General features: G+C 59.8%; 19 protein-coding genes. 9 read left to right on the top strand and 10 right to left on the bottom strand.

Going from position 1 to position 23,669, the window contains the following annotated elements; all coding sequences use genetic code 11:
- Position 1: 1 nt before the first annotated feature.
- On the top strand, positions 2-670 hold the full coding sequence (locus ASD15_RS12930) for an Hpt domain-containing protein (protein WP_082551813.1): 669 nt from the start codon (positions 2-4) through the stop codon (positions 668-670).
- Here ASD15_RS12930 and ASD15_RS12925 read toward each other — a convergent pair.
- From ASD15_RS12925 to rpmH, 6 genes are all read right to left on the bottom strand, one after another.
- A complete protein-coding gene (locus ASD15_RS12925) occupies positions 660-854 on the bottom strand; it encodes a hypothetical protein (protein WP_057155398.1) in 195 nt (64 codons plus the stop codon). The two genes, ASD15_RS12930 and ASD15_RS12925, sit on opposite strands and share 11 nt — an antisense overlap.
- Positions 855-1,108: 254 nt before the next feature.
- A complete protein-coding gene (gene mnmE / locus ASD15_RS12920) occupies positions 1,109-2,488 on the bottom strand; it encodes a tRNA uridine-5-carboxymethylaminomethyl(34) synthesis GTPase MnmE (protein WP_057155397.1) in 1,380 nt (459 codons plus the stop codon).
- A gap of 70 nt (positions 2,489-2,558) precedes the next feature.
- Positions 2,559-4,253 carry a membrane protein insertase YidC gene (gene yidC / locus ASD15_RS12915; protein WP_057155396.1) on the bottom strand — a complete coding sequence of 565 codons (1,695 nt, stop codon included), beginning with the start codon at positions 4,251-4,253 and terminating at the stop codon, positions 2,559-2,561.
- An 11-nt stretch (positions 4,254-4,264) separates the two neighbouring features.
- Positions 4,265-4,549 (bottom strand): membrane protein insertion efficiency factor YidD, encoded by a 285-nt coding sequence (gene yidD / locus ASD15_RS12910; protein WP_057155395.1) that lies wholly within the window; start codon positions 4,547-4,549, stop codon positions 4,265-4,267.
- Positions 4,546-4,956: a ribonuclease P protein component gene (gene rnpA, locus ASD15_RS12905; protein WP_082551812.1), complete on the bottom strand. Its 411-nt coding sequence runs from the start codon at positions 4,954-4,956 to the stop codon at positions 4,546-4,548. Before rnpA ends, yidD begins: the two co-directional genes overlap by 4 nt.
- A 24-nt stretch (positions 4,957-4,980) precedes the next feature.
- A complete protein-coding gene (rpmH, locus tag ASD15_RS31705) occupies positions 4,981-5,115 on the bottom strand; it encodes a 50S ribosomal protein L34 (RefSeq protein ID WP_082551811.1) in 135 nt (44 codons plus the stop codon).
- A gap of 375 nt (positions 5,116-5,490) precedes the next feature.
- Between rpmH and dnaA the strand changes: the two genes are divergently transcribed.
- The 8 genes from dnaA to ASD15_RS12865 all read left to right on the top strand — a co-directional run bounded on the left by dnaA (position 5,491) and on the right by ASD15_RS12865 (position 18,250).
- Positions 5,491-6,909 (top strand): chromosomal replication initiator protein DnaA, encoded by a 1,419-nt coding sequence (dnaA, locus tag ASD15_RS12900; RefSeq protein ID WP_057155393.1) that lies wholly within the window; start codon positions 5,491-5,493, stop codon positions 6,907-6,909.
- Positions 6,910-7,024: 115 nt separating this feature from the next.
- A complete protein-coding gene (dnaN, locus tag ASD15_RS12895) occupies positions 7,025-8,131 on the top strand; it encodes a DNA polymerase III subunit beta (protein WP_057155392.1) in 1,107 nt (368 codons plus the stop codon).
- Between the two features lie 104 nt (positions 8,132-8,235).
- Complete coding sequence (gene gyrB / locus ASD15_RS12890) at positions 8,236-10,737, top strand: DNA topoisomerase (ATP-hydrolyzing) subunit B (protein ID WP_057155391.1); 2,502 nt, start codon at positions 8,236-8,238, stop codon at positions 10,735-10,737.
- Between the two features lie 398 nt (positions 10,738-11,135).
- On the top strand, positions 11,136-11,495 hold the full coding sequence (locus tag ASD15_RS12885) for a transposase (RefSeq protein ID WP_057155413.1): 360 nt from the start codon (positions 11,136-11,138) through the stop codon (positions 11,493-11,495).
- Positions 11,492-11,839 (top strand): IS66 family insertion sequence element accessory protein TnpB, encoded by a 348-nt coding sequence (gene tnpB / locus ASD15_RS12880; RefSeq protein ID WP_057155390.1) that lies wholly within the window; start codon positions 11,492-11,494, stop codon positions 11,837-11,839. The genes ASD15_RS12885 and tnpB overlap by 4 nt, the downstream gene beginning before the upstream one ends.
- A gap of 30 nt (positions 11,840-11,869) precedes the next feature.
- Positions 11,870-13,420, top strand: coding sequence for an IS66 family transposase (locus ASD15_RS12875; protein ID WP_057155389.1), 1,551 nt, complete (start codon positions 11,870-11,872; stop codon positions 13,418-13,420).
- 45 nt (positions 13,421-13,465) lie between these two features.
- The gene (locus ASD15_RS12870; protein WP_057155388.1) at positions 13,466-14,065 is read left to right on the top strand and encodes a plasmid pRiA4b ORF-3 family protein; all 600 of its coding nucleotides are present in this window, start codon (positions 13,466-13,468) and stop codon (positions 14,063-14,065) included.
- 210 nt (positions 14,066-14,275) lie between these two features.
- Positions 14,276-18,250: a DUF3427 domain-containing protein gene (locus ASD15_RS12865; RefSeq protein WP_082551810.1), complete on the top strand. Its 3,975-nt coding sequence runs from the start codon at positions 14,276-14,278 to the stop codon at positions 18,248-18,250.
- A gap of 57 nt (positions 18,251-18,307) precedes the next feature.
- On the opposite strand, the gene ASD15_RS31700 is transcribed toward ASD15_RS12865, so the two are convergent.
- The 4 genes from ASD15_RS31700 to ASD15_RS12850 all read right to left on the bottom strand — a co-directional run.
- Positions 18,308-18,571, bottom strand: a complete 264-nt coding sequence (locus ASD15_RS31700) for a PAAR domain-containing protein (RefSeq protein ID WP_082551809.1) — start codon at positions 18,569-18,571, stop codon at positions 18,308-18,310.
- 20 nt (positions 18,572-18,591) lie between these two features.
- Positions 18,592-19,926 (bottom strand): hypothetical protein, encoded by a 1,335-nt coding sequence (locus ASD15_RS12860; RefSeq protein WP_229418170.1) that lies wholly within the window; start codon positions 19,924-19,926, stop codon positions 18,592-18,594.
- A 128-nt stretch (positions 19,927-20,054) separates the two neighbouring features.
- On the bottom strand, positions 20,055-22,259 hold the full coding sequence (locus ASD15_RS31695; RefSeq protein ID WP_082551807.1) for a hypothetical protein: 2,205 nt from the start codon (positions 22,257-22,259) through the stop codon (positions 20,055-20,057).
- A 35-nt stretch (positions 22,260-22,294) separates the two neighbouring features.
- A partial coding sequence (locus tag ASD15_RS12850; protein WP_157200925.1) for a DUF2345 domain-containing protein occupies positions 22,295-23,669 on the bottom strand: 1,375 nt, incomplete at its 5' end.

Raw genomic sequence — 23,669 nt, 5'->3', positions numbered from 1 at the left:
GATGACAGCGCGGCACACTCTCAACACCGCCGAAGGCCTGGAACGGCTGATGGACGACGCCGGCCTGTACCGGCAGGTGCTGCTGCGTTTCCGCAAAGACTACGAAATGGCCGTGGCGCAGATGCAGCAGCTGCTGGCCCAGGGTGAACGTGAAGCGGCCCAGCGCAAGGCGCACAGCATGAAAGGTGCGGCCGGCATGATTGGTGCGCAGGAGCTGCAGCACGTGGCGGGCGTGACGGAAGCGGCCTTGTCGCCTTCCGGCGCGGAGTCCGGTTTCGCGTCCAGCGCGGCGCACCAGGCCAGCCTGGACACGCTGCAAACAGCGCTCGACAGCCTGCTGCGCGCCATCGCCGCGCACGTGGACGGCAGCGCCACCGCAGGCACCGCAGCCGGCAGCCTGGCCCCTGGACCCGGGGTAGTGGAATCGGCTGCGCAATCAGCTGAGGAAACGCCCCTGCCTGCGGAGGCGCAAGCGCTCGTCGCGCGTCTGGCGCAATTGCTGAACGATGGGAATGGTGAAGCGATCGATGTGCTGGAGCAGTCGGCCACGATGCTGGCGGCCAGCCTGGGAGAAGCGGTGTTTCAGGAAGTGGCCGCGGCGGCCCACGAGTTCGATTATGAAGCGGCGCTGGCGGCGCTGGCGCGGTGCAATCCCGCGCTCAACGCGTAAATTCGGCTTCCTCGTCGAAGGCGTCGTGGCATTCCTTGCCGCAGAAGCGGCGCACGCTGTCGAGCGGTTTTTCGCAATACCAGCACGAGCCTTTCGGCGGCAGCGTTTGCCGCGTGTAGACAGGCGGCGCGGCGGGCGGCATGGCGCTCGCTTCCTCAGGCAGTTGGTTCTGTAACGATTCCACGGCATCCCCTTTCCAGGCAACACTTTACGGCGTACAACCAGCATACTTGCGCGCAATTTCTGCGGCATGAGCAGGATCAACAAGCCGGTGATCCTGCCGCCTTTTCAGGCAGTGCGCGCAACAATAATAGCAGGATTGCCGAGCCGCCACTGTCGGGTTTACGTGCGTTCGCGCACGTAAAATCACAAAAATTTCGCGTGCCCAGAGTGAAGAAAAATTTTTAAATGGAAAGGCTTGGAACGATAGCGTGAAAGTTATTTTCCGATACAGAAGCGGCCGAAAATGACGCCCAGCAGGTCGTCGGAGGAGAAGGCGCCGGTGATGCTGGAGAGCTGGGCCTGGGCCAGGCGCAGCTCTTCGGCGAACAGGTCCAGCGACTGGTCGCTGACGGCGGCGTGCTCGCCGGCCAGGGCCAGGTGCTTGCCGGCCGACTTGAGCGCGATCAGATGGCGCTCGCGCGCCAGGTAGAGCGATTCGCCGGTCTGCTGCCAGCCGGCGATGCGCAGCAACTCGGCGCGCAGCAGGTCGATGCCGATGTGCTCGTGCGCCGACAGGTAGACGTGGGTGGCGTCTTCCATCGCGTCCACGGCGGGCTTGTGGCCGGACAGGTCGATCTTGTTCCAGATGCGCAGCACCGGCACGCCGGCCGGGAAGTTGGCGACGATGGCTTCGTCCGCGCGCGAGGGGCCGTGGTCGGCGTCCAGCAGGTGCAGGATGACGTCGGCCTTTTCCACTTCACCCCAGGTGCGCTCGATGCCGATGCGCTCGACCACGTCCACGTCCTCGTCCTTGCGGCGGATGCCGGCGGTGTCGATGATGTTGAGCGGGATGCCTTCGATCTGGATGGTTTCGCTGACCTTGTCGCGCGTGGTGCCGGCGATCGGCGTGACGATGGCCACGTCCGAGCCGGCCAGCGCGTTCAGCAGCGAGGACTTGCCCACGTTGGGCTGGCCCACCAGCACCACGTTCAGGCCTTCACGCAGCAGCGCGCCTTGCGCGGCCTGGCGGAACACGGTGTCCAGCGCGTCCACGATGCCGCTGAGCTGGCCGCGCGCGTCGGATTTTTCCAGGAAGTCGATTTCCTCTTCCGGGAAGTCCAGCGTGGCCTCGACCAGCATGCGCAGGTTGGTCACGCGCTCGACCAGCGCGTGGATGGTCCTGGAGAAGGCGCCGGACAGCGACTGCGAGGCGGACTTGGCGGCCGCTTCGGTGGAGGCGTCGATCAGGTCGGCCACGGCTTCGGCCTGGGCCAGGTCCAGTTTGTCGTTCAGGTAGGCGCGGCGGGTGAATTCGCCCGGCTCGGCCAGGCGCAGGCCGAAGGCCTGGCCCGCTTCCAGCACGCGCGCCAGCAACATTTGCAGCACCACGGGGCCGCCGTGGCCCTGCAGCTCGAGCACGTCCTCGCCGGTGTAGGAATTCGGTCCCTTGAAGTGGATGGCGATGCCCTGGTCGATGCCGGTGCCGTCGGCCTGCTTGAAGGGGATGTAGGTGGCGTGGCGCGGCTGCAACGTGGCGGCGCCGAACAGGGCTTCGATCAGGCCTTTGAGGTTCTTGCCGGAGGCGCGTACCACGCCGATGCCGCCGCGGCCGGGAGCGGTGGCGATGGCGGCGATGGGGGAAGTGTCGAGTTTCATGGGGCTATTCTAGTAAAAAAAGGCCCGTGCTGGGCACGGGCCTTGGGTACAGCTTGCACAACCGGCCGGATTACTTGGCTTCGACGGGCGCGTATTTCTTCGTGATGACCCACTGCTGGCCGATGGACAGCACGTTGTTCACTACCCAGTACAGCACCAGGCCGGACGGGAAGAAGAAGAACATGACCGAGAACGCCAGCGGCATCCACAGCATCATTTTCGCTTGCATCGGGTCGGCTGGAGCCGGGTTCAGCTTGGTGGTGATGTACATGGAGATCGCGTACAGCACCGGCAGGATGAACCATGGGTCCGGCTGGGTCAGGTCGGTGATCCAGCCCACCCACGGCGCGCCGCGCATTTCAACCGAAGCGTTCAGCACCCAGTACAGGGCGATAAAGACCGGCATCTGCACCAGGATCGGCAGGCAGCCGCCCAGCGGATTGATTTTTTCGGTCTTGTACAGCTCCATCATGGCCTGGTTCATCTTCTGCGGATCGCCCTTGTGGCGCTCGCGGATGGCGGTCATCTTCGGCGTGACCACCTTCATGCGCGCCATGCTGCGGTAGCCGGCGGCCGACAGCGGGAAGAACAGCAGCTTGATCAGGATGGTGAAGACGATGATGGTCCAGCCCCAGTTGTGCAGGATGGCGTACAGCTGTTCCATGACCCAGTACATCGGCTTGGCCAGGATGGTCAGCATGCCGTAGTCCTTCACCAGGTCCAGGCCAGGTGCGACTTTTTCCAGCGCCTTCTCGTCCTGCGGACCGGAATAAAGCTTGGCGTTGTTGGAGATGGTGGCGCCCGGCGCCAGCGTGCCCAGCGGCTGCAGCACGCCGATGGCGTAGGTGTTCTGCGCGATCTTCTTGGTGAAGATGTCGCGCGCCAGCTTGTCCTGCGGGACGAAGGCGGACACAAAGAAGTGCTGCGAAATGGCGACCCAGCCGCTGTCGGCTTTCTCGGGGTGGCCCGGATCCAGCTTCACGGCCGTATTTTCCTTCTGCTTGGTGTCGTGCTTTTCGATGCCTTCGAAGGTCAGCTTCTTGTACTTGTCGGCCGGGGTGTACATGGTTGGGCCGGTGAAGCTGCTGTTGAACCAGGTGTCGCCTTCAGGCTTGTTGCCGTCGTGTACCAGCTGCAGGTACAGCTGCGGCTCCACCGGCGCGGCGCCGGTGTTGGTGACGTCGTGGCGCAGGTCGATGGTGTAGTCGCCGCGCTTGAAGGTGAAGGTCTTCACCAGCTTGACGCCGCCCTGCTCCGCTTCCAGCACCAGTTGCACCTGGTTGCCGTCGGCCAGCGCGCGCACGCCTGGCTTGGCGGTGAAGCCGGTGGTGTGGTTAGGCAGGCTGGCTGCGCCCACCAGGCCGGTCTGCGCCAGGTAGGTGTTCTTGTCGCCCTTCTGGAACAGCACCTGGTTCTTCTTGGCATCGATCTTGTCGTGGTGCTTGAGCAGCTCCAGGCGCACCAGCTCGCCACCCAGCGTGTCGATGTCGGCTTTCACCACGTCGGTGGTGATGGTGATGATTTCGCGCTTGAACGGCGCGGCGTCGGCGGCGCCGGGCGCGCCCGGTGCGGCTGCGGCGGCAATCGCGGTGGCAGCGGCGGTGGCGGCGGCCGGCACGCCGGACTTGGCGGCGGCGGCGGTGGCTGCAGGCGGCGCCGGCGAGAACATCGACGGCTTGCCGGTCGAGACCATCCAGTTATTCCACAGGATGACCAGCGAGACGGCGAACACGATCCACAAAATGGTACGTTTATTGATATCCATTACGGTATTTATCAGGTGTGGTTGCAACCGCAAGCGGTCGAGGAATTCTTGGCTGGGACGGGATCGAGCCCGCCCGCATTCCAGGGATGGCAGCGGCAGATGCGGCGCGCCGCCAGCCAGCCGCCGCGCCCGGCGCCATGGACGCGGATGGCTTCCAGGGCGTAGTTCGAGCAGCTGGGATAGAAACGGCAGCGCGGCCCCAGCATGGGACTGATAGCCAGCTGGTAAAAGCGCAGCAGCAGGGTAAGCAGCTTGCCTGCCGCCGAGCTGATCAGCTTGATCGCTTGCCTGATCATTTGGCGGGCCGGGCTTTGTTCTGCGACGCGAACAGGCGCGTGAGCTCCTGGCGCAGTTCCGCCTTGAGCTTGGCCGTGGTAGCCGGGCCGTCCTTGCTGTTGACCGGGCGGGACAGGCGCACCACGCAGTCGATAGGAGGCAGGCCGGTCACGCGGAACAGTTCGCGGGTGACGCGTTTGATGGTGTTGCGCGTGACGGCGCGCGGCGCAAAACGCTTGGCCACCACGACGCCCAGCCGCGCATGCGGCAACTGGTTGGGTCGGGTGTACAGGACGAAGTGCGCGCTTTTTTGCGCGGGGCGCAAACGAAAAACGGATGAAAATTCATCCGTTTTAACGATGCGCCGAGCGCGTGCGAAGTCGTGTGAACCTTCGCCTGTCGAGCCGTTTGAAGGACAGCTTTCCACGCGATCAGCTAACAAGCGTGTGGCTTATACAGCCAGACGCTTGCGGCCCTTGCCGCGGCGTGCGTTCAGAACTGCGCGGCCGCCACGGGTAGCCATACGTGCGCGGAAGCCGTGGGTACGCTTACGGCGTACGACGGAAGGTTGGTAAGTACGTTTCATGTTGGTCTCGCTGAAAAAGCAAAAAAATACGGAATCGAGGCGCTAGGCTTCGTCAATTATTGGTGCCAATGACATTTCGCGCACTTATGCCGTCCGGCACAAGCTGGGTCCATCTCATCGCCCGCTTCAATCCACGCTTACTCCATATTGTGGTTTAAACACGGCATACGGGCGGGGAACCCTGAATTATCGGCATTTCGGTCCCGCTTGTCAACACGCGGTCGACTAGCCGCCCACTCTTTCGCCGCCGCAGGGTGCCGCGGGCATGCAAATTTTCGCGTCGTGCCTGTGGATAACTTCCGACTTCGCGGGTAGAATAGCGTGTTACGCGCGGCGATTAGAACGCTCGTGCGCACCCTTACAGATAGAAGATTCATGGATAATTTCTGGCAGACCTGTTCCGCTCAACTGGAGCTGGAGCTGACGCCGCAACAATTCAGTGCCTGGATTAAGCCGCTGGTGCCCCTCGACTACGAGGATGGCAAGCTGCGCGTTGCTGCGCCCAACCGCTTCAAGCTCGATTGGGTGAAGTCCCAGTTCGCCAGCCGCATTACCGCCCTCGCCTGCCAGTACTGGGAAGCGCCGACCGAAGTGCAGTTCGTGCTGGACCCGCGCCTGAACGCGGCCAAGAAGCCCGTGGCTGCCTCGAGCGCCGGCATCATCCACAGCAGCGCGCCGTCGGTGCCGGACATGAGCGCCCAGCGCGCCAGCGACCAGGCCGCCGCCAGCCCGGGCTCGCCCGAGTACAACATCGGCAATTCGCCGCGCCGCGAGCAAAGCCGCGTCAACACCGACCTGACCTTCGACAGCTTCGTGACCGGCAAGGCCAACCAGCTGGCGCGCGCCGCCGCCATCCAGGTCGCGAACAATCCTGGCGTGTCCTACAACCCGCTGTTCTTCTACGGCGGCGTGGGCCTGGGCAAGACCCACCTGATCCACGCCATCGGCAACCAGGTGATGGCCGACCAGCCGGGCGCGCGCATCCGCTACATCCACGCGGAACAGTACGTTCGCGACGTAGTGACCGCTTACCAGCGCAAGGGTTTCGACGACTTCAAGCATTACTACCACTCGCTGGACATGCTGCTGATCGATGATATTCAGTTCTTTGGCGGCAAGAGCCGTACCCAAGAGGAATTCTTCTACGCGTTCGAAGCGCTGATCGCGGCCAAGAAGCAGATCATCATTACCTCGGATACCTATCCGAAGGAAATCACGGGCATGGACGACCGCCTGATCTCGCGCTTCGACTCCGGCCTGACGGTGGCGATCGAGCCGCCGGAGCTGGAAATGCGGGTGGCGATCCTGCTGAAAAAGGCGAAACAGGAAGGCGTGACGTTCTCGGACGACGTGGCCTTCTTCGTGGCCAAGCACCTGCGCTCCAACGTGCGCGAGCTGGAGGGCGCGCTGCGCAAGATCCTGGCGTACTCGCGCTTCCACGGCAAGGACATCACGATCGACATCGTGAAGGAAGCGCTGAAAGATTTGCTGTCGGTGCAGAACCGCCAGATTTCGGTGGAAAACATCCAGAAGACGGTGGCCGACTTCTTCAACATCAAGGTGGCGGACATGTATTCCAAGCGCCGCCCGGCCAACATCGCCCGCCCGCGCCAGATTGCGATGTACCTGGCCAAGGAGCTGACGCAGAAGAGCCTGCCGGAAATCGGCGAGCTGTTCGGCGGCCGCGACCACACCACGGTGCTGCACGCGGTGCGCAAGATCGCCCTGGACCGCACCAAGAATCCCGAGTGCAACCACGAGCTGCACGTGCTGGAGCAGACCCTGAAAGGTTGAACCAACCCGGGGCCCGGCCCCGGTTTGAAAACCGCCGGTTTGCCCTTATCATGGGCAGGCTCAGCAATAAATTTGTTGATATAAACGTATCGTTACTTTCATATTGAGGATAAATATGCAATTGGTCAAAACCACCCGAGATACGCTACTTCGGCCACTGCAGATCGTGAGCGGTATTGTCGAGCGTCGGCACACTATGCCGATTCTGGCCAATATCCTCATCCGCAAGGACGGCGAAAGCGTTTCCTTCCTGTCTACCGACACCGAAGTGCAGATCACCACCAACGCCGCCATCGGTTCCGGCACCGACGTGACCGGCACCACCGTGGCCGCCCGCAAGCTGCTCGACATCCTGCGCGCGCTGCCGGAATCCGGCGACGTGACCATGACCCTGCTGAACAAGCGCCTGACCGTGCAAACCGGCAAGTCACGCTTCGCCCTGCAGACCCTGGCCGCCGAAGAATTCCCCACCGTGCAGGAAGCCGAAAGCTACAACGCCTCCTTCACCTTGCCGCAAAAAACGCTGAAGCACCTGTTCAACATGGTGCACTTCTCGATGGCGCAGCAGGACATCCGCTACTACCTGAACGGCCTGCTGCTGGTGCTGGACGGCAAGAACGTGATCGCCGTGGCCACCGACGGCCACCGCCTGGCGTTCTGCCAGGTGGAAACCGAGCAAGCGTTCGAGCGCCAGGAAGTAATCATCCCGCGCAAGACCATCATCGAACTGCAGCGCCTGCTGGAAGAAAACGACGAGCCGGTGCAGCTGGACATCGCCGCCAACCAGGTGAAACTGACCTTTGCCGACATCGAACTGATTTCGAAGCTGGTGGAAGGCAAGTTCCCCGACTACACGCGCGTGATCCCGAAGGGCTACACCAACGACTTCACCATCGGCCGCGACGAGCTGCTGCGCTCGCTGCAGCGCGCCGCCATCATGACCAGCGACAAGTTCAAGGGCGTGCGCTGCATCATCACCCCGGGCAGCCTGAAGATCAGCTCCACCAATGCCGACCAGGAAGAGGCAGTGGAAGAGCTGGAAATCGACTACGGCGGCGTGAGCGTGGACATCGGCTTCAACGTGACCTACCTGCTGGACGTGCTGAACAACCTGAAGTGCGACCAGATCAACATCGCGCTGGGCGACTCCAACTCGTCCGCGCTGATCTCCATCCCTGACAACGCCGACTTCAAATACGTTGTGATGCCGATGCGCATTTAAGCGGCACGCATACCGTAGGGCGGGTGAACGCGGCACGCCGAGTGCGGCGCGCGCCACCCGCCAACCGCAGCACCGAGTCAACAAGATTACAGAGAAAGCAGTCCATGTCCGAGAGCCAAAACGAACAACCGATCCAGGCAGCCAAGGTGGAAGAATACGGCGCCGCGTCCATTCAGATCCTGGAAGGCCTCGAAGCCGTACGCAAGCGCCCTGGCATGTACATCGGCGACACCTCCGACGGCACCGGCCTGCACCACCTGGTGTTCGAAGTGCTGGACAACTCCATCGACGAATCGCTGGCCGGCCACTGCACGGAAATCCACGTCACCATCCACTCGGACAACTCGATCTCGATCACCGACAACGGCCGCGGCGTACCGACCGGCCTGAAGATGGACGACAAGCACGACCCGAAACGCTCGGCCGCTGAAATCGTGATGACCGAACTGCACGCCGGCGGCAAGTTCGACCAGAACTCGTACAAGGTATCGGGCGGCCTGCACGGCGTGGGCGTGTCCTGCGTGAACGCGCTGTCCAAGCTGCTCAAGCTGACCATCCGCCGCGACGGCAAAGTGCACTACATGGAATTTGTGCGCGGCGTGCCGCAGAACCGCGAAATCGAACAGAAGGACGGCTTCGCCGTGTCCCCGATCAAGGTGATCGGCGAGACCGACAAGCGCGGCACCGACGTGCACTTCTGGGCCGACGAGGAAATCTTCACGCACGTGGAATTCCACTACGAGATCCTGGCCAAGCGCATCCGCGAGCTGTCCTTCCTGAACAACGGCGTGAACATCAAGCTGACCGACCAGCGCACCGGCAAGGAAGACGTGTTCGCGTTCGAAGGCGGCACGCGCGGCTTCGTGGAATACATCAACAAAGCCAAGACCACGCTGCACCCCACCATTTTCCAGGCCACCGGCGAGCGCCAGTCGGACCAGAACACCACCATCTCGGTGGACGTCTCCATGCAATGGAACGACGCCTACAACGAGCAGGTGCTGTGCTTCACCAACAACATTCCGCAGCGCGACGGCGGCACCCACCTGACCGGCCTGCGCGCCGCGATGACGCGCGTGATCAACAAGTACATTGACGAGAACGACTTCGCCAAGAAGGCGAAAGTGGAAATTTCCGGCGACGACATGCGCGAAGGCCTGACCTGCGTGCTGAGCGTGAAAGTGCCGGAGCCGAAGTTCTCCTCGCAGACCAAGGACAAGCTGGTGTCGTCCGAAGTGCGCGGCCCGGTTGAGGAAATCGTGGCCAAGACGCTGACCGACTTCCTGATGGAAAAGCCGAACGACGCCAAGATCATCTGCGGCAAGATCGTGGAAGCGGCGCGCGCGCGCGAAGCGGCCCGCAAGGCCCGCGACCTGACCCGCCGCAAAGGCGTGATGGACGGCCTGGGCCTGTCGGCCAAGCTGGCCGACTGCCAGGAAAAAGACCCGGCGCTGTGCGAACTGTACATCGTCGAGGGTGACTCCGCAGGCGGTTCCGCCAAGCAGGGCCGCGACCGCAAGTTCCAGGCTATCCTGCCGCTGCGCGGTAAAGTGCTGAACGTGGAAAAGGCGCGCTTCGAGAAGATGCTGTCGTCCGAGCAGATCACCACGCTGATCGCCACGCTGGGCACTTCCATCGGCCCGGACGAGTTCAACGCCGACAAGCTGCGCTACCACCGCATCATCATCATGACCGATGCGGACGTCGACGGCGCGCACATCCGCACCCTGCTGCTGACCCTGTTCTACCGCCAGATGCCGCAGCTGGTGGAACGCGGCCACATCTACATCGCCCAGCCGCCGCTGTACAAGGTGAAGGCCGGCCGCGACGAGCGCTACCTGAAGGACGACGTGGAGGAAGCCAGCTACATGATGACCGTAGCGCTGAACACCGCCGCCCTGACCCCGCGCGAAGGCGCCGACGTGATCCAGGGCGAGCCGCTGGCCGAACTGGCACGCCAGTACAACACCGCCAACGCCATCATGATGCGTTTAACCCGCGTGATCGACCGCGCCGCGCTGACCGCCATCATGACCGGCGTGACCCTGAATATGGAAACGCTGGCGCAGGCGGAGGCTTCGGCCAAGGCCATGGCGGACCGCATCAACGACCCGGCCGTGACCGTGACGGTGGTGTCGGACGAGCTGAGCGAGAAGCACGCGCTGCGCATCGAGCGCATGCACCATGGTAACGTGAAGGTGTGCTCGATCGACGCGGACTTTGTGCAGAGCGCGGATTACGCCACGCTGGCCAACGCGGCAGCGACGTTTGAGGGCTTGATCGGCGAAGGCGCTGTGATCCGCCGCGGCGAAGGCGACCGCACCAAGGATTCGGCCGTGGTGGACTTCCACCACGCGATGCAGTGGCTGCGCGATGAAGCGGAACGCGTGGTGTCCAAGCAGCGCTACAAAGGTCTGGGTGAGATGAACCCGGATCAGCTGTGGGAGACCACCATGGATCCGCAGGTGCGCCGTTTGCTGAAGGTGCAGATTGAGGATGCCATCGCGGCGGACCAGATCTTCACCACGCTGATGGGGGATGATGTGGAGCCGCGTAGGAACTTTATTGAGACGAATGCGCTGCGGGCGGGGAATATTGACGTGTAGAGGTTGTAGCGGGAACCATAAACTGAGATTTTGGGAAGCATCTGCCAAGAATTGAATCCAAGCAGTTCCAGAAGGACCCGAGACCCGCGTTTCTCCAAGTGAGAACGCGGGTTTTTAGTTTCAGGAAGTGCCAGGAAGTTCAGATCTCGGCTCACCTTTGGGGGGCGGTCCTCTGACAGTCCACTAGCCGATTAACTTCGAAGCTTGAAGACCCCCAAATGAAACTTTCCCGGAGCGAGCGCGAGACCTTGATTGGGCCAGCGGTGGTAGGTATCGTGGCAAGCATCTTCTTCGCGCTTTGCACTGTCGCTTTCAACGTAAGCGTCGTCTCAGCACCGTATAGACACGCGATAGCTTCAGACGCAAAGTAGTCCCCATTATTTTTGGTGGGGACTATCTTGGTAAGTGAAGCAGAACAAAAGAAGCGCCGACGCAGCACGAACTATCCGCTGGAGTTCAAGCGGCAGCTGGCGCAGCAGGCATGCGACAAGACGGTGGCGGTAGCGCAGTTGGCGCTGCAGCACGGTCTGAACACGAACATGCTGTTTCGCTGGCGGCGCCAACTGCGTGCCGGTGTGCTCGACACGGCGACGCAGTTTCTGCCGGTGGCGCTGGCAACCGAGCCGAAAGAACCGCCCAGCGTCGGTGCCGCTTGCGCTGGTAGCATCGAGATCCAGTTGGGCCAAGCGACGGTCTGCATTCATGGCGCGCCCGATCCGGCCACGTTGGCGCTCGTGCTGCAGGGGTTGCGTCCGTGATCGGCCTGCCCGCTGGCACCCGCATCTGGCTGGCGGCCGGCGTGACCGACATGCGCTCCGGTTTCAACGGCCTGGCCGCGAAGGTGGAGACGGCGCTGAAGGAAGACCTGTACAGCGGCCACGTGTTCGTGTTCCGTGGGCGGCGCGGCGACCTAGTGAAGGTGCTGTGGTGGACCGGCGATGGCCTGTGCCTGCTGTGCAAACGGCTGGAGCGCGGCCGCTTCGTCTGGCCGCAAGCCAATGATGGCGTCGTGACGCTGACGCAAGCGCAGCTCTCGATGCTATTGGAAGGAATCGACTGGCGCCGGCCCGAGCGCACTTGGCGCCCGCAGTCGGCCTTGTAAACGTGGCACACTCCGCGTAAACTGGGCCGCATGCTTGATGCCGCCCACTTGCCCGACGATATCGCTGCCTTGAAGGCGATGCTGCTTGCTAGCGAAGCGCGCGTGGTGCACCTGTGCGCTGAACTATCGACTCGCACCGCTGAAATCGAGCACCTCAAGTTGGTGCTGGCCAAGCTGCGACGCATGCAGTTTGGCCGCCGCTCCGAGAAGCTCGACCAGCAAATCGAACAGCTGAAACTCAAGCTCGAAGACCTGGAAGCCGAAGCGGTGGTGGCCGAAGCACAGGCGCCTGTGGAGATGGCGCCGCGCAGGAAGTCCGAGCGCAAGCCGCTGCCGCCGCATCTGCCGCGCGAAGACCGCGTACTGCTTCCATCCAGTCAGGCTTGCCCGGATTGCGGCGGCAAACTCAAGGCCATGGGCGAAGACGTGTCGGAACAGCTGGAGTATGTGCCGGCGAGTTTCCGCGTCATCCGTCATGTGCGTCCCAAGCTGGCCTGTGCCTGCTGCGATCGAATCGTGCAGGCGCCGGCGGCCAGCCGTCCCATCGAACGCGGCCTGCCTGGCCCGGGCTTGCTGGCCCACGTCCTGGTAGCGAAGTACGCTGACCACGTGCCCCTGTACCGTCAGAGCGTGATCTACGCGCGCGAGGGCGTGGAACTGGAGCGCTCCCTGCTGGCCAGCTGGGTGGGCGCGGCCAGCGCGCTGCTGCGTCCCTTGGACGAGGCGCTGCGTCGCCACGTCTTCGCTGCGACTAAGCTGCACGCCGACGACACCCCGCTGCCTGTGCTCGCGCCCGGTAACGACAAGACGCGCACGGCGCGCCTGTGGGCCTATGTGCGCGACGACCGTGCCAGCGGCGCCAACGAGCCGCCCGCCGTGTGGTTTGCGTACTCGCCTGACCGCAAGGGAGAGCATCCGCAAGCGCACCTGGCCAACTTTACTGGCGTGCTGCAGGCCGACGCGTATGCCGGCTTCAACGCCGTCTACGACAGCGGGCGCGTCGTCGAAGCGGCGTGCTGGGCGCACGCGCGGCGCAAGTTTTATGACCTGCACGCGGCGCGCCCGTCTGCCTTGACCGCTGAGGCCCTGCGCCGCATCGGAGAGTTATACGCCATCGAAGAAGCCATCCGCGGCAAACCGTCGGACGAGCGCCTCGCCATACGGCAGGCGCGGGCCAGGCCACTACTCGAAGACCTGGAGCGCTGGCTGCACGCCACGCTTGCCACGCTCTCTCGCAAATCCGATACGGCAGCGGCGATCCTGTACGCGCTCAAGCTTTGGCCAGCCCTGACCTGGTATGTCGACGACGGCAGCATCGAGATCGACAACTCGGCCGCCGAGCGGGCGCTGCGCGGCGTTGCACTGGGCCGGCGCAACTTCCTTTTTGCCGGCGCCGACAGCGGCGGCGAGCGCGCGGCCGCCGTCTACGGCTTGATCGGCACGGCCAAGCTCAATAGCGTCGACCCCGAGGCTTGGCTGCGCCACGTGCTGGAGCGCATCGCCGAGCATCCCGTCAACCGGGTGCAGGACTTCCTACCCTGGAACCTGGCTGATACACTGGCGACCACTCCCTTCACCTGAGCCGCGCGCGTTTCGCCAGCGGCTCAATCACCGCTTCTTCCGCCCATGGCAAAACCAGCTCAAATCCTCACCCTCCACGTCAGCATCGATGATGTTGCGCCCCCCGTCTGGCGCCGCATCCAAGTCGATGGCGACATTACGCTGCGCAACTTGCACCACATCTTTCAGGCATCATTCGGCTGGACCTCGTCGCACCTGCATCAATTTGATATCGAAGACGATACCTACGCTATGCTCGACAACGAGTACGTACTCGACCTGACTGAGGCGCCAGACCAGGGCCCATTTGATGACCGCAAGGCCAGACTGGGGCGCCTCGTCTATCCTGGCCAGCGATTCATCTATCTGTACGACTTTGGCGATTCGTGGACGCATACCGTCCACATTGAGAGCATCTCCGAAGCCTCCGAAAAACTGGGGTATGCCACCGTGGTCGACGGCGCCGGCGCCTGCCCGCCAGAAGACATCGGCGGCCCGCCTGGCTACATCAATTTCCTCGACACTATCGAACGCAGCCCCCGCAGCCAGGAGGCCCGTGAAATGCTTGACTGGGCAGGCGGCGACTTCGATGCCAACGTGTTTGACAAGCGTGCAGCCAACGCGGCTTTGTTACGGATGGCCGTGAACGGATGGGGAAAGAAATAGATTTCAAGACGGCCATGGGATCACGCTTACCAAACAAGTCACCCAGCCAGAAGAGGACGGCGCGTCAGCTTTATGCGATACTTGTAACTTGTGATGTTGGCGCAGCCACATAAACGTAACTTGTTTTGTTCTTGTCTCGTTTGCCCGTTTTTGGGTAACTTCGTGCCAATTTATGCTTCCGCAATTTTGGCCGTTCCCTATGAAAGAACAATGAACGGTGTGCCAGTTTATGGGGACGCCTACAAGGTCAATTCATGTCCAAGAGCCGACCGACAGGTCGGCTTTTTTTTAACTACTAGAACGAAATCTTCCATCTCGAGGTTTGCGATTCCTATCCATCTGACCATTGGCTATTACAACCAGAACGCGGACAGCTTCTTTTCGGATACTTCCACAGTGGACATGACAGCATTGCATGACCTCTTTCTGTCATCCGTAGCCGTAGGCGGTGTAATCCTCGATGCAGGGTGCGGCTCAGGCCGCGACTCGAAAGCGTTTCAAAATCGCGGCTACCGGCCCGTAGCCTTCGACGCGTCAGACGAGTTGGCCCGTCTAGCCAGTCAGCACGCCGGAATCGACGTTTCCGTTCGCAGTTTTCTAGACGTCCGAGAGCAATCCTGCTACGACGGAGTCTGGGCCTGTGCCAGCCTGCTGCATGTTGCTCGATCCGACATACCTCAAACCCTGCAATGCCTATGGGCTTCGCTGAAACCAGGCGGTACGTTCTACCTCAGCTTCAAACTGGGAATGGCTGATCGAGTCCACGACGGTCGGCATTTCACCGATGCTAATGAAGGTCAATTGCGCGAGTGGTTCTCCACCCTCTCCGATGTGCGCGGCACGGAGTATTGGGTGACCACCGATCAGAGGCCAGGGCGCACCGAACAGTGGATCAACTCCTTAGTATTCCGTTCGCCCACGGTGGAGGAAAAGCTGGTCACCGGCGGTAAGGCGCCCTTCCTCCCTCACCTTTGCAGCGCAATCAATCAGGCCACCGATATCGACATGGCAGTCGCATTCGTCAAAACTAGCGGCCTGCGCCTGCTACTGCCCGATCTGCAAAGCGCGCTGCAGCGCGATAGCAACCAGGGTCGTGTACGTGCGCGGGTCCGCATCCTCACCAGCGACTACCTGGACGTAACGGACACGGAAGCCCTGCGACATCTGATGCTGTTGCAGGAACTCGGAGCGCAAGTCAAAGTGTACGAGTCCGCCGGCAGTAGCTTTCACCTGAAAGCATATTTGTTCGCTGGCTTTAATTCCAAGCTGGGTCTGACAGGTACCGCATTCATTGGCTCCAGCAATATCAGCAGGCAGGCCTTGCAGCATGGCTTGGAATGGAACTATCGCATCAACTATCCCGGCGATAACGGCTTTCTGGAAGCGCGTTCCCGGTTCGACGAATTATTTGCCAACGTGCGCAGCGTTCCATTGACCGACGCTTGGATCGACAACTACGAGGCGCGCCGCGTCACATTGCCGCTTGCTGTGGAAGCGGGCAGCCTAGAGCAAGACCCGCCGCCCAAACCGACGAGCGTACAAACCAGCGCCTTAGCGGCGCTGGCGGAGACGCGCAGCGAGGGTTATCGCAGTGGCCTGGTCGTGCTGGCCACTGGCCTGGGCAAGACTTGGCTGGCTGCGTTCGACGCGGCGCAACTCGGCGCCAAGCGCATCCTGTTCGTCGCGCATCGCGAAGAGATTCTGAATCAAGCCGCAGAGACGTTCCTTCGAATCCGCCCAAACTTCCGCGTAGGCTTTTACGCGGGGCAGTCGCGCGATGTCGAAGTGGACGTGCTCTGCGCATCCGTGCAGACGCTGAGCCGCAACGAACACCTGGAGCGCTTTTCTCCCTACCATTTTGACTACGTGGTCGTCGATGAATTCCATCATGCGTCCGCCGCCACGTATCGGCGACTGCTCGCATACTTCACGCCGCGCTTCTTGCTGGGATTGACCGCGACACCGGAACGCTCCGACCAGTCGGACATCTTGTCCCTATGCGACGACAACCTGGTGTTCACCTGCAGCCTATTCGAGGGCATCCGCTCCAAGCTGTTGGCGCCGTTCCACTACTACGGCATTTTCGACAGTTCGGTGGATTACACGGAAATCCCTTGGCGCAGCAATCGCTTCGATCAACATCAACTGTCGAACAAGCTGGCAACGCTCGCGCGCGCAAAGCACGCTTTGCGGGAGTGGTCGCTACGCAAGCAGGAACGCACGCTGGCGTTCTGCGTATCGACCAAGCACGCCGACTTCATGGAGGCGCAGTTCAGCAAAGCCGGCATCGCTTGCGCGGCTGTCTATGCGGGGTCGCACATGAGCCGTGGCGATGCACTTGAACGACTGCGGGACGGCCGCCTGGCGGTTATTTTCTCGGTCGATTTTTTCAACGAGGGCGTGGACTTACCCGAGATCGACACGGTAATGATGCTGCGCCCGACCGAATCGAAAATTCTGTTTCTCCAGCAACTGGGCCGGGGTTTGCGCAAGAGCGCAGGAAAGGACAAGCTGGTCATTCTCGACTTCATCGGCAACCATAAGAGCTTCCTGCACAAGCCGCTGGCACTGTTCGGCAAGGAAGCTAGGCACTTGGCGGATTTCGCGCGCAAGGCGCAAGCGAACCAACTCCTCCTCCCCGACGGCTGCTACGTCAACTATGACTTGGAGCTGATCGACTTCCTGAAGTCGCTGGATGGCGATGGGATCCGGAACGAGTATGCGGCTTTGCGCAACAGTCTAGGCCGGCGGCCGACGTTGGCGGAGTTCTACCGATCCGGCTCCAGCATGCAGGCCATGCGGAGCGATTTCCAATCTTGGTTTACCTTGGTGGAGGCGATGGACGACCTTGATCCGGACGAACAGGAGATCGCCGCGAAACACCGCGCATTCCTGCGCGAGGTCGAGACGACCAACATGACTAAGAGCTTCAAGATGGTGCTGCTTGAGGCGTTTCAGGAATTGGACGGTTGGCGCAATGCTCCCACTACTGACGAGTTAGCACAACGCTCTTGGCGCGTGCTCCAGCGGCGACGCACGTTACTTGGTGACCTGCCTGAAGCCCATCGCACCGCGGACGACGCCGACAAGACTTGGTATCGCTATTGGATGGACAATCCGATTAAGGCCTGGACGGGTGCAAATCGATCCGCCGGCGCGGCTGTCTATTTCCGCGTGGAGGCCGGCCGCTTCCAACCATCGTTCGCTACGGCGCTTGGCCTTCACGAAAAATTCGGGCTGCTGGTTCAGGAGCTGATCGACTATCGGCTGGCCGTCTATGAGTGGCGTCAGGCCAGCACCGCGCCAGCGGACAATGTGGTGCCGTTTCGCCGAACGGGCAATGCAGACAGCCGTATCGAATTGCCGTACTTCCCGAACCTTAAGATCGCTTGCGGCCACTTTAAAACCGGCACGGCCGATGCAGAGGAATATCGCGCGCTTGGGCCCCGTCATGGCCATCTCGATCCGGAAAGGCATTTCATCGCGCGCGCCTCGGGCAACTCCATGAATGGCGGCAAACACCCGATTAACGACGGCGACTACCTGCTGTTGGAACACATCACGCCGAGCCGCGCCGGCGCGATCACAGGTTCGGTCATCGCAATTGAACGGCAGGATGAAACCGGTGAAGGTAGCCAGTACTTGTTGCGGACCGTATTAAAGGGACAGGACGGCGGCTACATCCTAAGAGCTAGCAATGCCGAGTACAAGGATATGGATGCCACCGACAACATGCGCACGCTGGCGCGGCTCAAGGCGGTGTTGGATCCGCTAGACATGGCTCTTGGCCGATCGTTCATGCGGGAGGAGATTCCTGAACTGTTTGGCGAAACCTACAATGTAGGCAACTGGAACGTGGGTCATGTCGCGCTGCCCGGCAGGGATGCGCACGTCCTACTGGTGACCATCAACAAGCAAGGCAAGGCGAAGGATCACCGCTATCTTGACCACTGGATCGATGAGCGCACGTTCCATTGGCAAAGCCAAAACTCAACCAAGCCAGAGAGCAAGCGCGGGCAAGACATCATCTGGCACCAGAAACGCGGCATCGCGATTCAGTTGTTTGTGCGGGAGACGAAATTGGAGAACGGTAAGGGGGCACCGTTTGTGTACTACGGCGCTGTTCGATATAAGAGCCATGCGGGCAGCGGGCCTATGACCGTGATTTTCGAAGTCGGCGAGTAGCCCGCGTCGCTCAAGGTCCGCGCCGTATTGACGGCGAACCGATGATGATTGTATCCCCTACCCTCGCGCACTGGTAGGTATTGTAGTGATCAGAGCGGCGCCGCAGCTGGTTCGGTGGCCATCGAAGGCGACTGGCACGCCATCGATCAGCACTTTGGGGTCGCCTTCCACGATCACGCAGACGCCGTGACCCGGAATCGGACATGTGCAGTAGTCGCCTTTGCGGGCGACCGCGATGCCCATGACTTTGCTGTTGGGGGCAGCTGAAACTACCATGCCGCCATGGCTGGTAGGATCATTCAATCTTATTACTCCGCGCATGAGGCCTCCGTGCGATCACTTCACTGGGAATAGCCTTGCGTGCTTTCCTTGGCATCGTACCGAATACCCCACCAGCACATGTAAGCATTGTTCTCGCCACGCGCTCTGAACCATGGCACATCGTGGCTGATCGGTCGCACCTTTGCGGGCGGCGTCACCAACACTGCAGTAGGGTGCTCGATATCGGTGGTGCCGGCAACCAGTACGTTCTTGCCCATATGGTTGGCGTAGGCGATTGCGAGCGCTACGTTCGTGAGGGCCGTACCGGCGCCCATTTCACCTAACAACGCGGAGGTATTGAAGGTTTGCTTTGCGAAATCGAGCTCCGGCAACTGCGTGGCAAGCGTCTGGGCCAAATTGCCCAGCCGCCGAGGGGAGTCGGCATGCTCGTCGTTGGCGTCATGGATGACGTAGCCGATTTCTGTTGGCAGCTTTCGGCCCCTCTGTGCCGCTTCGCCCAGTGTTGCTTGCCAAGCTTGCGCAACGCGTGACGGCAAGCCCTCTTTGGCTTCGAAATCGGATGCTGTCTTGGTCGCAGGATAGCCGATCCAGGCCAAGGCCTCACGCTCGGTTTTGAAGTCCGGGCCAGCGAGGATTAGCAGTACAATGTTTTCGTTCAACTGCTCATCTAAGGGACGACTAGGCGCATCCCAGTTCATAACCCAGACAGTCTCGTCGCGGTGCTGTTGCAAGAAATCGAGCGCAGCAGCCAGCGAAGTGAAACCTGCGTTGGCTCCTCCCAATGTTACACGCACATCAGGCAATGTGCTCCGGCTCCAAGCACCGGGAAAGTGGACGTTACCGATATCGAACGTACCGGCAATATACTTCTGGGTATATTCTGATGCCTCGCTCGAGTCAAGTCGTCCCTTAGGCAACGCATACTCTACATGGATCCCAGCCAACTCGCGCCACATCTTTTTATCCTCAGAGTGAGCATTGTAAAAATACTTGCTATTCGTGAAGTAGACGTGGCGAAATCGAACAAATAATTCCCTGAGGTATTTTTTATGATACCCTTCAAATGTTTCAGTACCGTTGTTTCCTATAGCTACCGGCCCCACCACTTGCACCGTCGAGAACAACTTGGGATCACTTTTCACCATGTCGTCATCCTTGTTCGGACGAGCAAGTCCCAAAGTCCAAAGAAGCTGCCATTCGGTCGAGTAATCAAGTCTCTGCAACGGGTTAAGCCATTGCACACCTACTACTTGGGCCAGGTATTTTTCTGCGACTGCTATCTGTTGAATCGGCTTATCGGTTGCCGGCGCAACAATTCGTTTCTTGTTTAGGACAGAAAACAATGAAAAATTTGCAATTTCACAAAACGAAGGCGTAGCGATGATGGCATTCATATTTTCTCCAGTGGTTAAGAACCACAATGAATCGGCACGTAGGCTGAGAAATAGTAGAATAGTTGCAACCATAAGCACAGCCAAAAAGTGAGCCAATTTCCTACTCTGCTAATGTAAGGCGCATCTCATCATTGGCGCTTAAATTCCGGTTTTAGAGGTGGCGGATTTTCTCTCCGATCCACAATCTTTACCGGCATCCGCCCGTCACTTCCCTCCAAACGAGCCCACTCCATAACAGATCTACCGTCGAGCGTCCCCCGATCAAAGTATTCTAAATATTTCCTATCACAAAACTCTTCAGGCGCTCCCATCAATAGCCGCCAATCGGCAGCAATCCTAAGATGATGCATGTCCGATTTTAAAAGGTGGCTCACACCAATTGCCACATCATAAGCAAGTGCTTGCTGAGCATGCATGCTATTCGTCATTATGGTTGAGTGGTCTGTAGCATTGTCAGTGGCAGATTCTTTAAAGAAACTTTGAATATTATTCTTACGCCAAGCCAAATATTTTTTATCGGCAGCTGACAAATCATCTTCTTGAGTGCAGGTCACCTCCTTATCAGACATTCCCGCACGCTTTGTCATCATCCGCAGACGCGCATGATCTTCGTATCGAATCGATGCCTCGCTTTGCATGTTACCCATGGGCACATTGTGATGCTTTTTGGAGTTCATGCTTCCGCCTCCGCCGTTAAGGTAACTATCGTGATATGGATCGTTCGAATCATAGGGATGCTGCTGATCGCGATAGTCAGAAGGACTATCACGGCCTTCATCGAACTGCTCACTGACCTGCCCAAGACGGACCGACTGCGGCGCAAAAGGCTTGGGCAAATTTGGCGCGTCGAGAGGTATCCACCAATTCTTGTCGGGTAGCGCATTTACACGGGTGCCCAATACGCGGGTAATGATGTACATTACCGGAGCCCCAAAAATAGTAAATACCTTGCCAATCGAGCCGGCCTCGGCCTTCAATCCCCGCCCTAAGTCATACTTGGCTTTCGGAGAGCGGGGAAACCAAAAATCATTATCCCCCGCATGCAGTTTCCTATAGTGATTCTCCCAGTAGTGATACCGTTCACCTGATCCAACTTCAAACCCATGTGCAAACACTCGTTGGCTGAAGACTCCCCTCCCGCCCGTCCTTTCAATTTCTTCGGTGCTCATCCCGCGCCAGCCGATTCCTTGAACTGTCACCGCAGAGATCACTTGATCATGAGGTGTGCAATACAAGGTCACCCGACAACACGTATTGTGAGTAGTTCGTAGACCATATTTTTCCCTGTCCATTGTCGTATCAAACTGATGCATCTTGTTCGCCATAAACTTATCGATATACCCCGCCGATTGCAGTGTCGAAGCAGGTTGACGAATAATGTCAAAAAATGCGCGTAAGGTTGCCGCACGTGCTTCACCCGTCTGGCGCCCCGTGCCGCCCTCCGGGTCGGTCATGTCACCTTGCATCCAATTCTCAGTAAAATTCGACTTCAGTAGACTATAAGGCGGATTGCACAGGACGTACGAATCAGCCACGCACCGCGCTGTTTTACCTGTGACATCAGAAACGTTCGAGAACTGGTCCCCTAAAAACGCGGCAGCGATACCCACCATATTCCCCTGGCTGTGACAGACCAATGTGATGGGAACGTCTGCCTGCTTTTTACGGATGGCCTCTATCAACTTGGCCAAACGCAACGCGGCAAGTACAAAATACGGTCTGGGGGGGCAGGGGTACACCACACGTCCTGGAACAGGATTCAGGTGCTCAATTCGCATCCAAAGGAAAAGTTCGTCAGAGAGCCCCTCGCTCCATAAGTCCGGCAGTGCGGTGCAGCCATTGGCGAACGGACCGCCGCCCCAGTAGCCATGCTCGTTCAGATAGATCGAGTCACCGAATTTTCGCAGTTCTTGGCTATTCGCTTTATACCCCCATCGAAACCGAATTACAGGAGAAAAACCATCGTCGTTCTGAATGAAATTTTTCGCTGATCGCTTTGGATTGAGATAGCCGTCAGGAGTCAGTTCGGCGGCATATGCAGCGGAAGTCAACTGGCCGCCTTCAGGCGTAGGGAACGCCATGTGCTCATTGCAACGTTTAAGGCGCTCGTTGAGACCTTGGCAAAGTCCTTCTTCCGTTGCTGAATACCATTCCCCATCCGAATTTACGCCATGCACGAAAATGATAATGCCAGGGAGCGGCAATTGCATGATCGCGTCGGCGTAAGGTGTGTCCAGAAATGTAACAAAGGCTTTCCCGCCCAGCAGGACATTGCCCCAGTCATCCACAGGGCTCGGGTAAGACGTCACTTTTGCTTGGTAAGGAAGACTCATATCACTCTCACCCGCTTAGAAAGTTTTCTGAAAAATCAGGAACGCCGACCGTAAAATGACGCAACAAATCTCTGCACGTTGTTGCCGGTGATTTTTGGCGTTTCTCCGACTTGGTCCGTGTGGCCAGTCAGGACAGCGCCGTCACCCTTTTCAATGCAAAACGTTACATCCGGGACGGGCTCCCCGTCGCTCGCTCGTAGCAGACGCGGCGTGCGGCCGAAGTCACCTTCGCCGAAGGTGGGCAGCTCCGCCATCTCGCTTGCCGGGCCGTTCCAATAATGGCCATCGGTCTTGACAGTCATAGAGCCAGGTCCGCCGAGCTCCAAATTACCCCCCTTCAAGCTGATGTAGGCACCTCCCGTGTTCACGAACACGATTTCTTCGGCCATGATGATCATGCGTTTTCTGGCTGTTACTTTCATGTCTTTAGCCGAGTCGATACGTGTGTCGTCGTGTTGGCTCTGAAGTAAGAACTTGCCGAAATGCGCAATTGCATTGAGTCCACCGCTTTGAGAGAAAAGAGAAATACCTTTGCCAGCGTTGAGATTGATGCGTTGGCCTGCTGTCATTTGCAAGTGATCGCCTGCTACCGTGTCCAAATTGGCTGCGGCATAGCTGACGATCGCCTTGGATGTGGCAAAACTGATTCCGTCAGGGGACGTAACTCCTATGAAAGCAGAGCCCGTTTCGCCTGATGGCGTACCACTTTCCTGTCCCCATCGCTTTGCCGCGTCTTGAAGATCACTTTGCTTCTTATCGTCCACGGGCATACCCTGATGCTTGGCGGCGTATTTCCCAAGTGACCGAAACAGCTCTACGCAGTCGTCGATTAGCCCTAAGTATTCCGCGCGGTCAAGCTGCTTGCTTCGGCCATTGAGGCGATGCCAGGCCGAGACCAAGATGCCTTCGCCAGCACGTAGTGCTAAGTACTCGTCTGTAGTAAGCTCTGCACCGTCACCACGTTGATTGCCATGCCCTCGCTCCCTATCTTGTGTAAGAAAGCCGAGATTTAACTCGCTACGAGCATGGTCGCTTGCCAACTGTGCACTGATTTGGCCGGCCGTATCGTCCAGCCGCAGCCGATTGTTGCGGCCACCTTTAATCTCGCGGCTCTTGATCCCCGACAGATACCTGTTGCCAGGCAATCCATCCAATGCGCTGAACGCCGGCGGGACGCCATGCTGGTTGTACAGCTGCCCAACAATCACCGGCTTATCCGGATCGCCGCCCAGGAAGGCCACCAGCACCTCACTGCCGATGCGCGGCAAGCCCAGCGTGCCGCATTGGGTCTGATGGCCGGGACCGTTGCCGGCCCAGTTGGAGGCGACGCGCACCCAAGCCGAGTCGCACTCGTTGTCGCCGGTGCCGGCCAGGCCGCGCTCGACGTGGTATGTGCCCGCGCACCGAATG

This window comes from Massilia sp. Root351, assembly GCF_001425045.1.
Taxonomy (GTDB): Bacteria; Pseudomonadota; Gammaproteobacteria; order Burkholderiales; family Burkholderiaceae_D; genus Rugamonas.
The sequence above is the reverse complement of the archived record's forward strand: the minus strand, read 5'-3'. Positions and strand labels throughout refer to the sequence as shown.

What these genes read in the sequence shown, in the direction of transcription:
- yidC (WP_057155396.1), bottom strand. Translation starts at nt 4,253, where the DNA reads ATGGATATCAATAAACGTACCATTTTGTGGATCGTGTTCGCCGTCTCG.
- ASD15_RS12875 (WP_057155389.1), top strand. Translation starts at nt 11,870, where the DNA reads ATGCTTGATGCCGCCCACTTGCCCGACGATATCGCTGCCTTGAAGGCG.
- ASD15_RS12870 (WP_057155388.1), top strand. Translation starts at nt 13,466, where the DNA reads ATGGCAAAACCAGCTCAAATCCTCACCCTCCACGTCAGCATCGATGAT.
- ASD15_RS31695 (WP_082551807.1), bottom strand. Translation starts at nt 22,259, where the DNA reads ATGAGTCTTCCTTACCAAGCAAAAGTGACGTCTTACCCGAGCCCTGTG.
- ASD15_RS31700 (WP_082551809.1), bottom strand. Translation starts at nt 18,571, where the DNA reads ATGCGCGGAGTAATAAGATTGAATGATCCTACCAGCCATGGCGGCATG.
- dnaA (WP_057155393.1), top strand. Translation starts at nt 5,491, where the DNA reads ATGGATAATTTCTGGCAGACCTGTTCCGCTCAACTGGAGCTGGAGCTG.
- rpmH (WP_082551811.1), bottom strand. Translation starts at nt 5,115, where the DNA reads ATGAAACGTACTTACCAACCTTCCGTCGTACGCCGTAAGCGTACCCAC.
- ASD15_RS12860 (WP_229418170.1), bottom strand. Translation starts at nt 19,926, where the DNA reads ATGAATGCCATCATCGCTACGCCTTCGTTTTGTGAAATTGCAAATTTT.
- ASD15_RS12930 (WP_082551813.1), top strand. Translation starts at nt 2, where the DNA reads ATGACAGCGCGGCACACTCTCAACACCGCCGAAGGCCTGGAACGGCTG.
- gyrB (WP_057155391.1), top strand. Translation starts at nt 8,236, where the DNA reads ATGTCCGAGAGCCAAAACGAACAACCGATCCAGGCAGCCAAGGTGGAA.
- ASD15_RS12865 (WP_082551810.1), top strand. Translation starts at nt 14,276, where the DNA reads ATGAACGGTGTGCCAGTTTATGGGGACGCCTACAAGGTCAATTCATGT.
- mnmE (WP_057155397.1), bottom strand. Translation starts at nt 2,488, where the DNA reads ATGAAACTCGACACTTCCCCCATCGCCGCCATCGCCACCGCTCCCGGC.
- dnaN (WP_057155392.1), top strand. Translation starts at nt 7,025, where the DNA reads ATGCAATTGGTCAAAACCACCCGAGATACGCTACTTCGGCCACTGCAG.
- yidD (WP_057155395.1), bottom strand. Translation starts at nt 4,549, where the DNA reads ATGATCAGGCAAGCGATCAAGCTGATCAGCTCGGCGGCAGGCAAGCTG.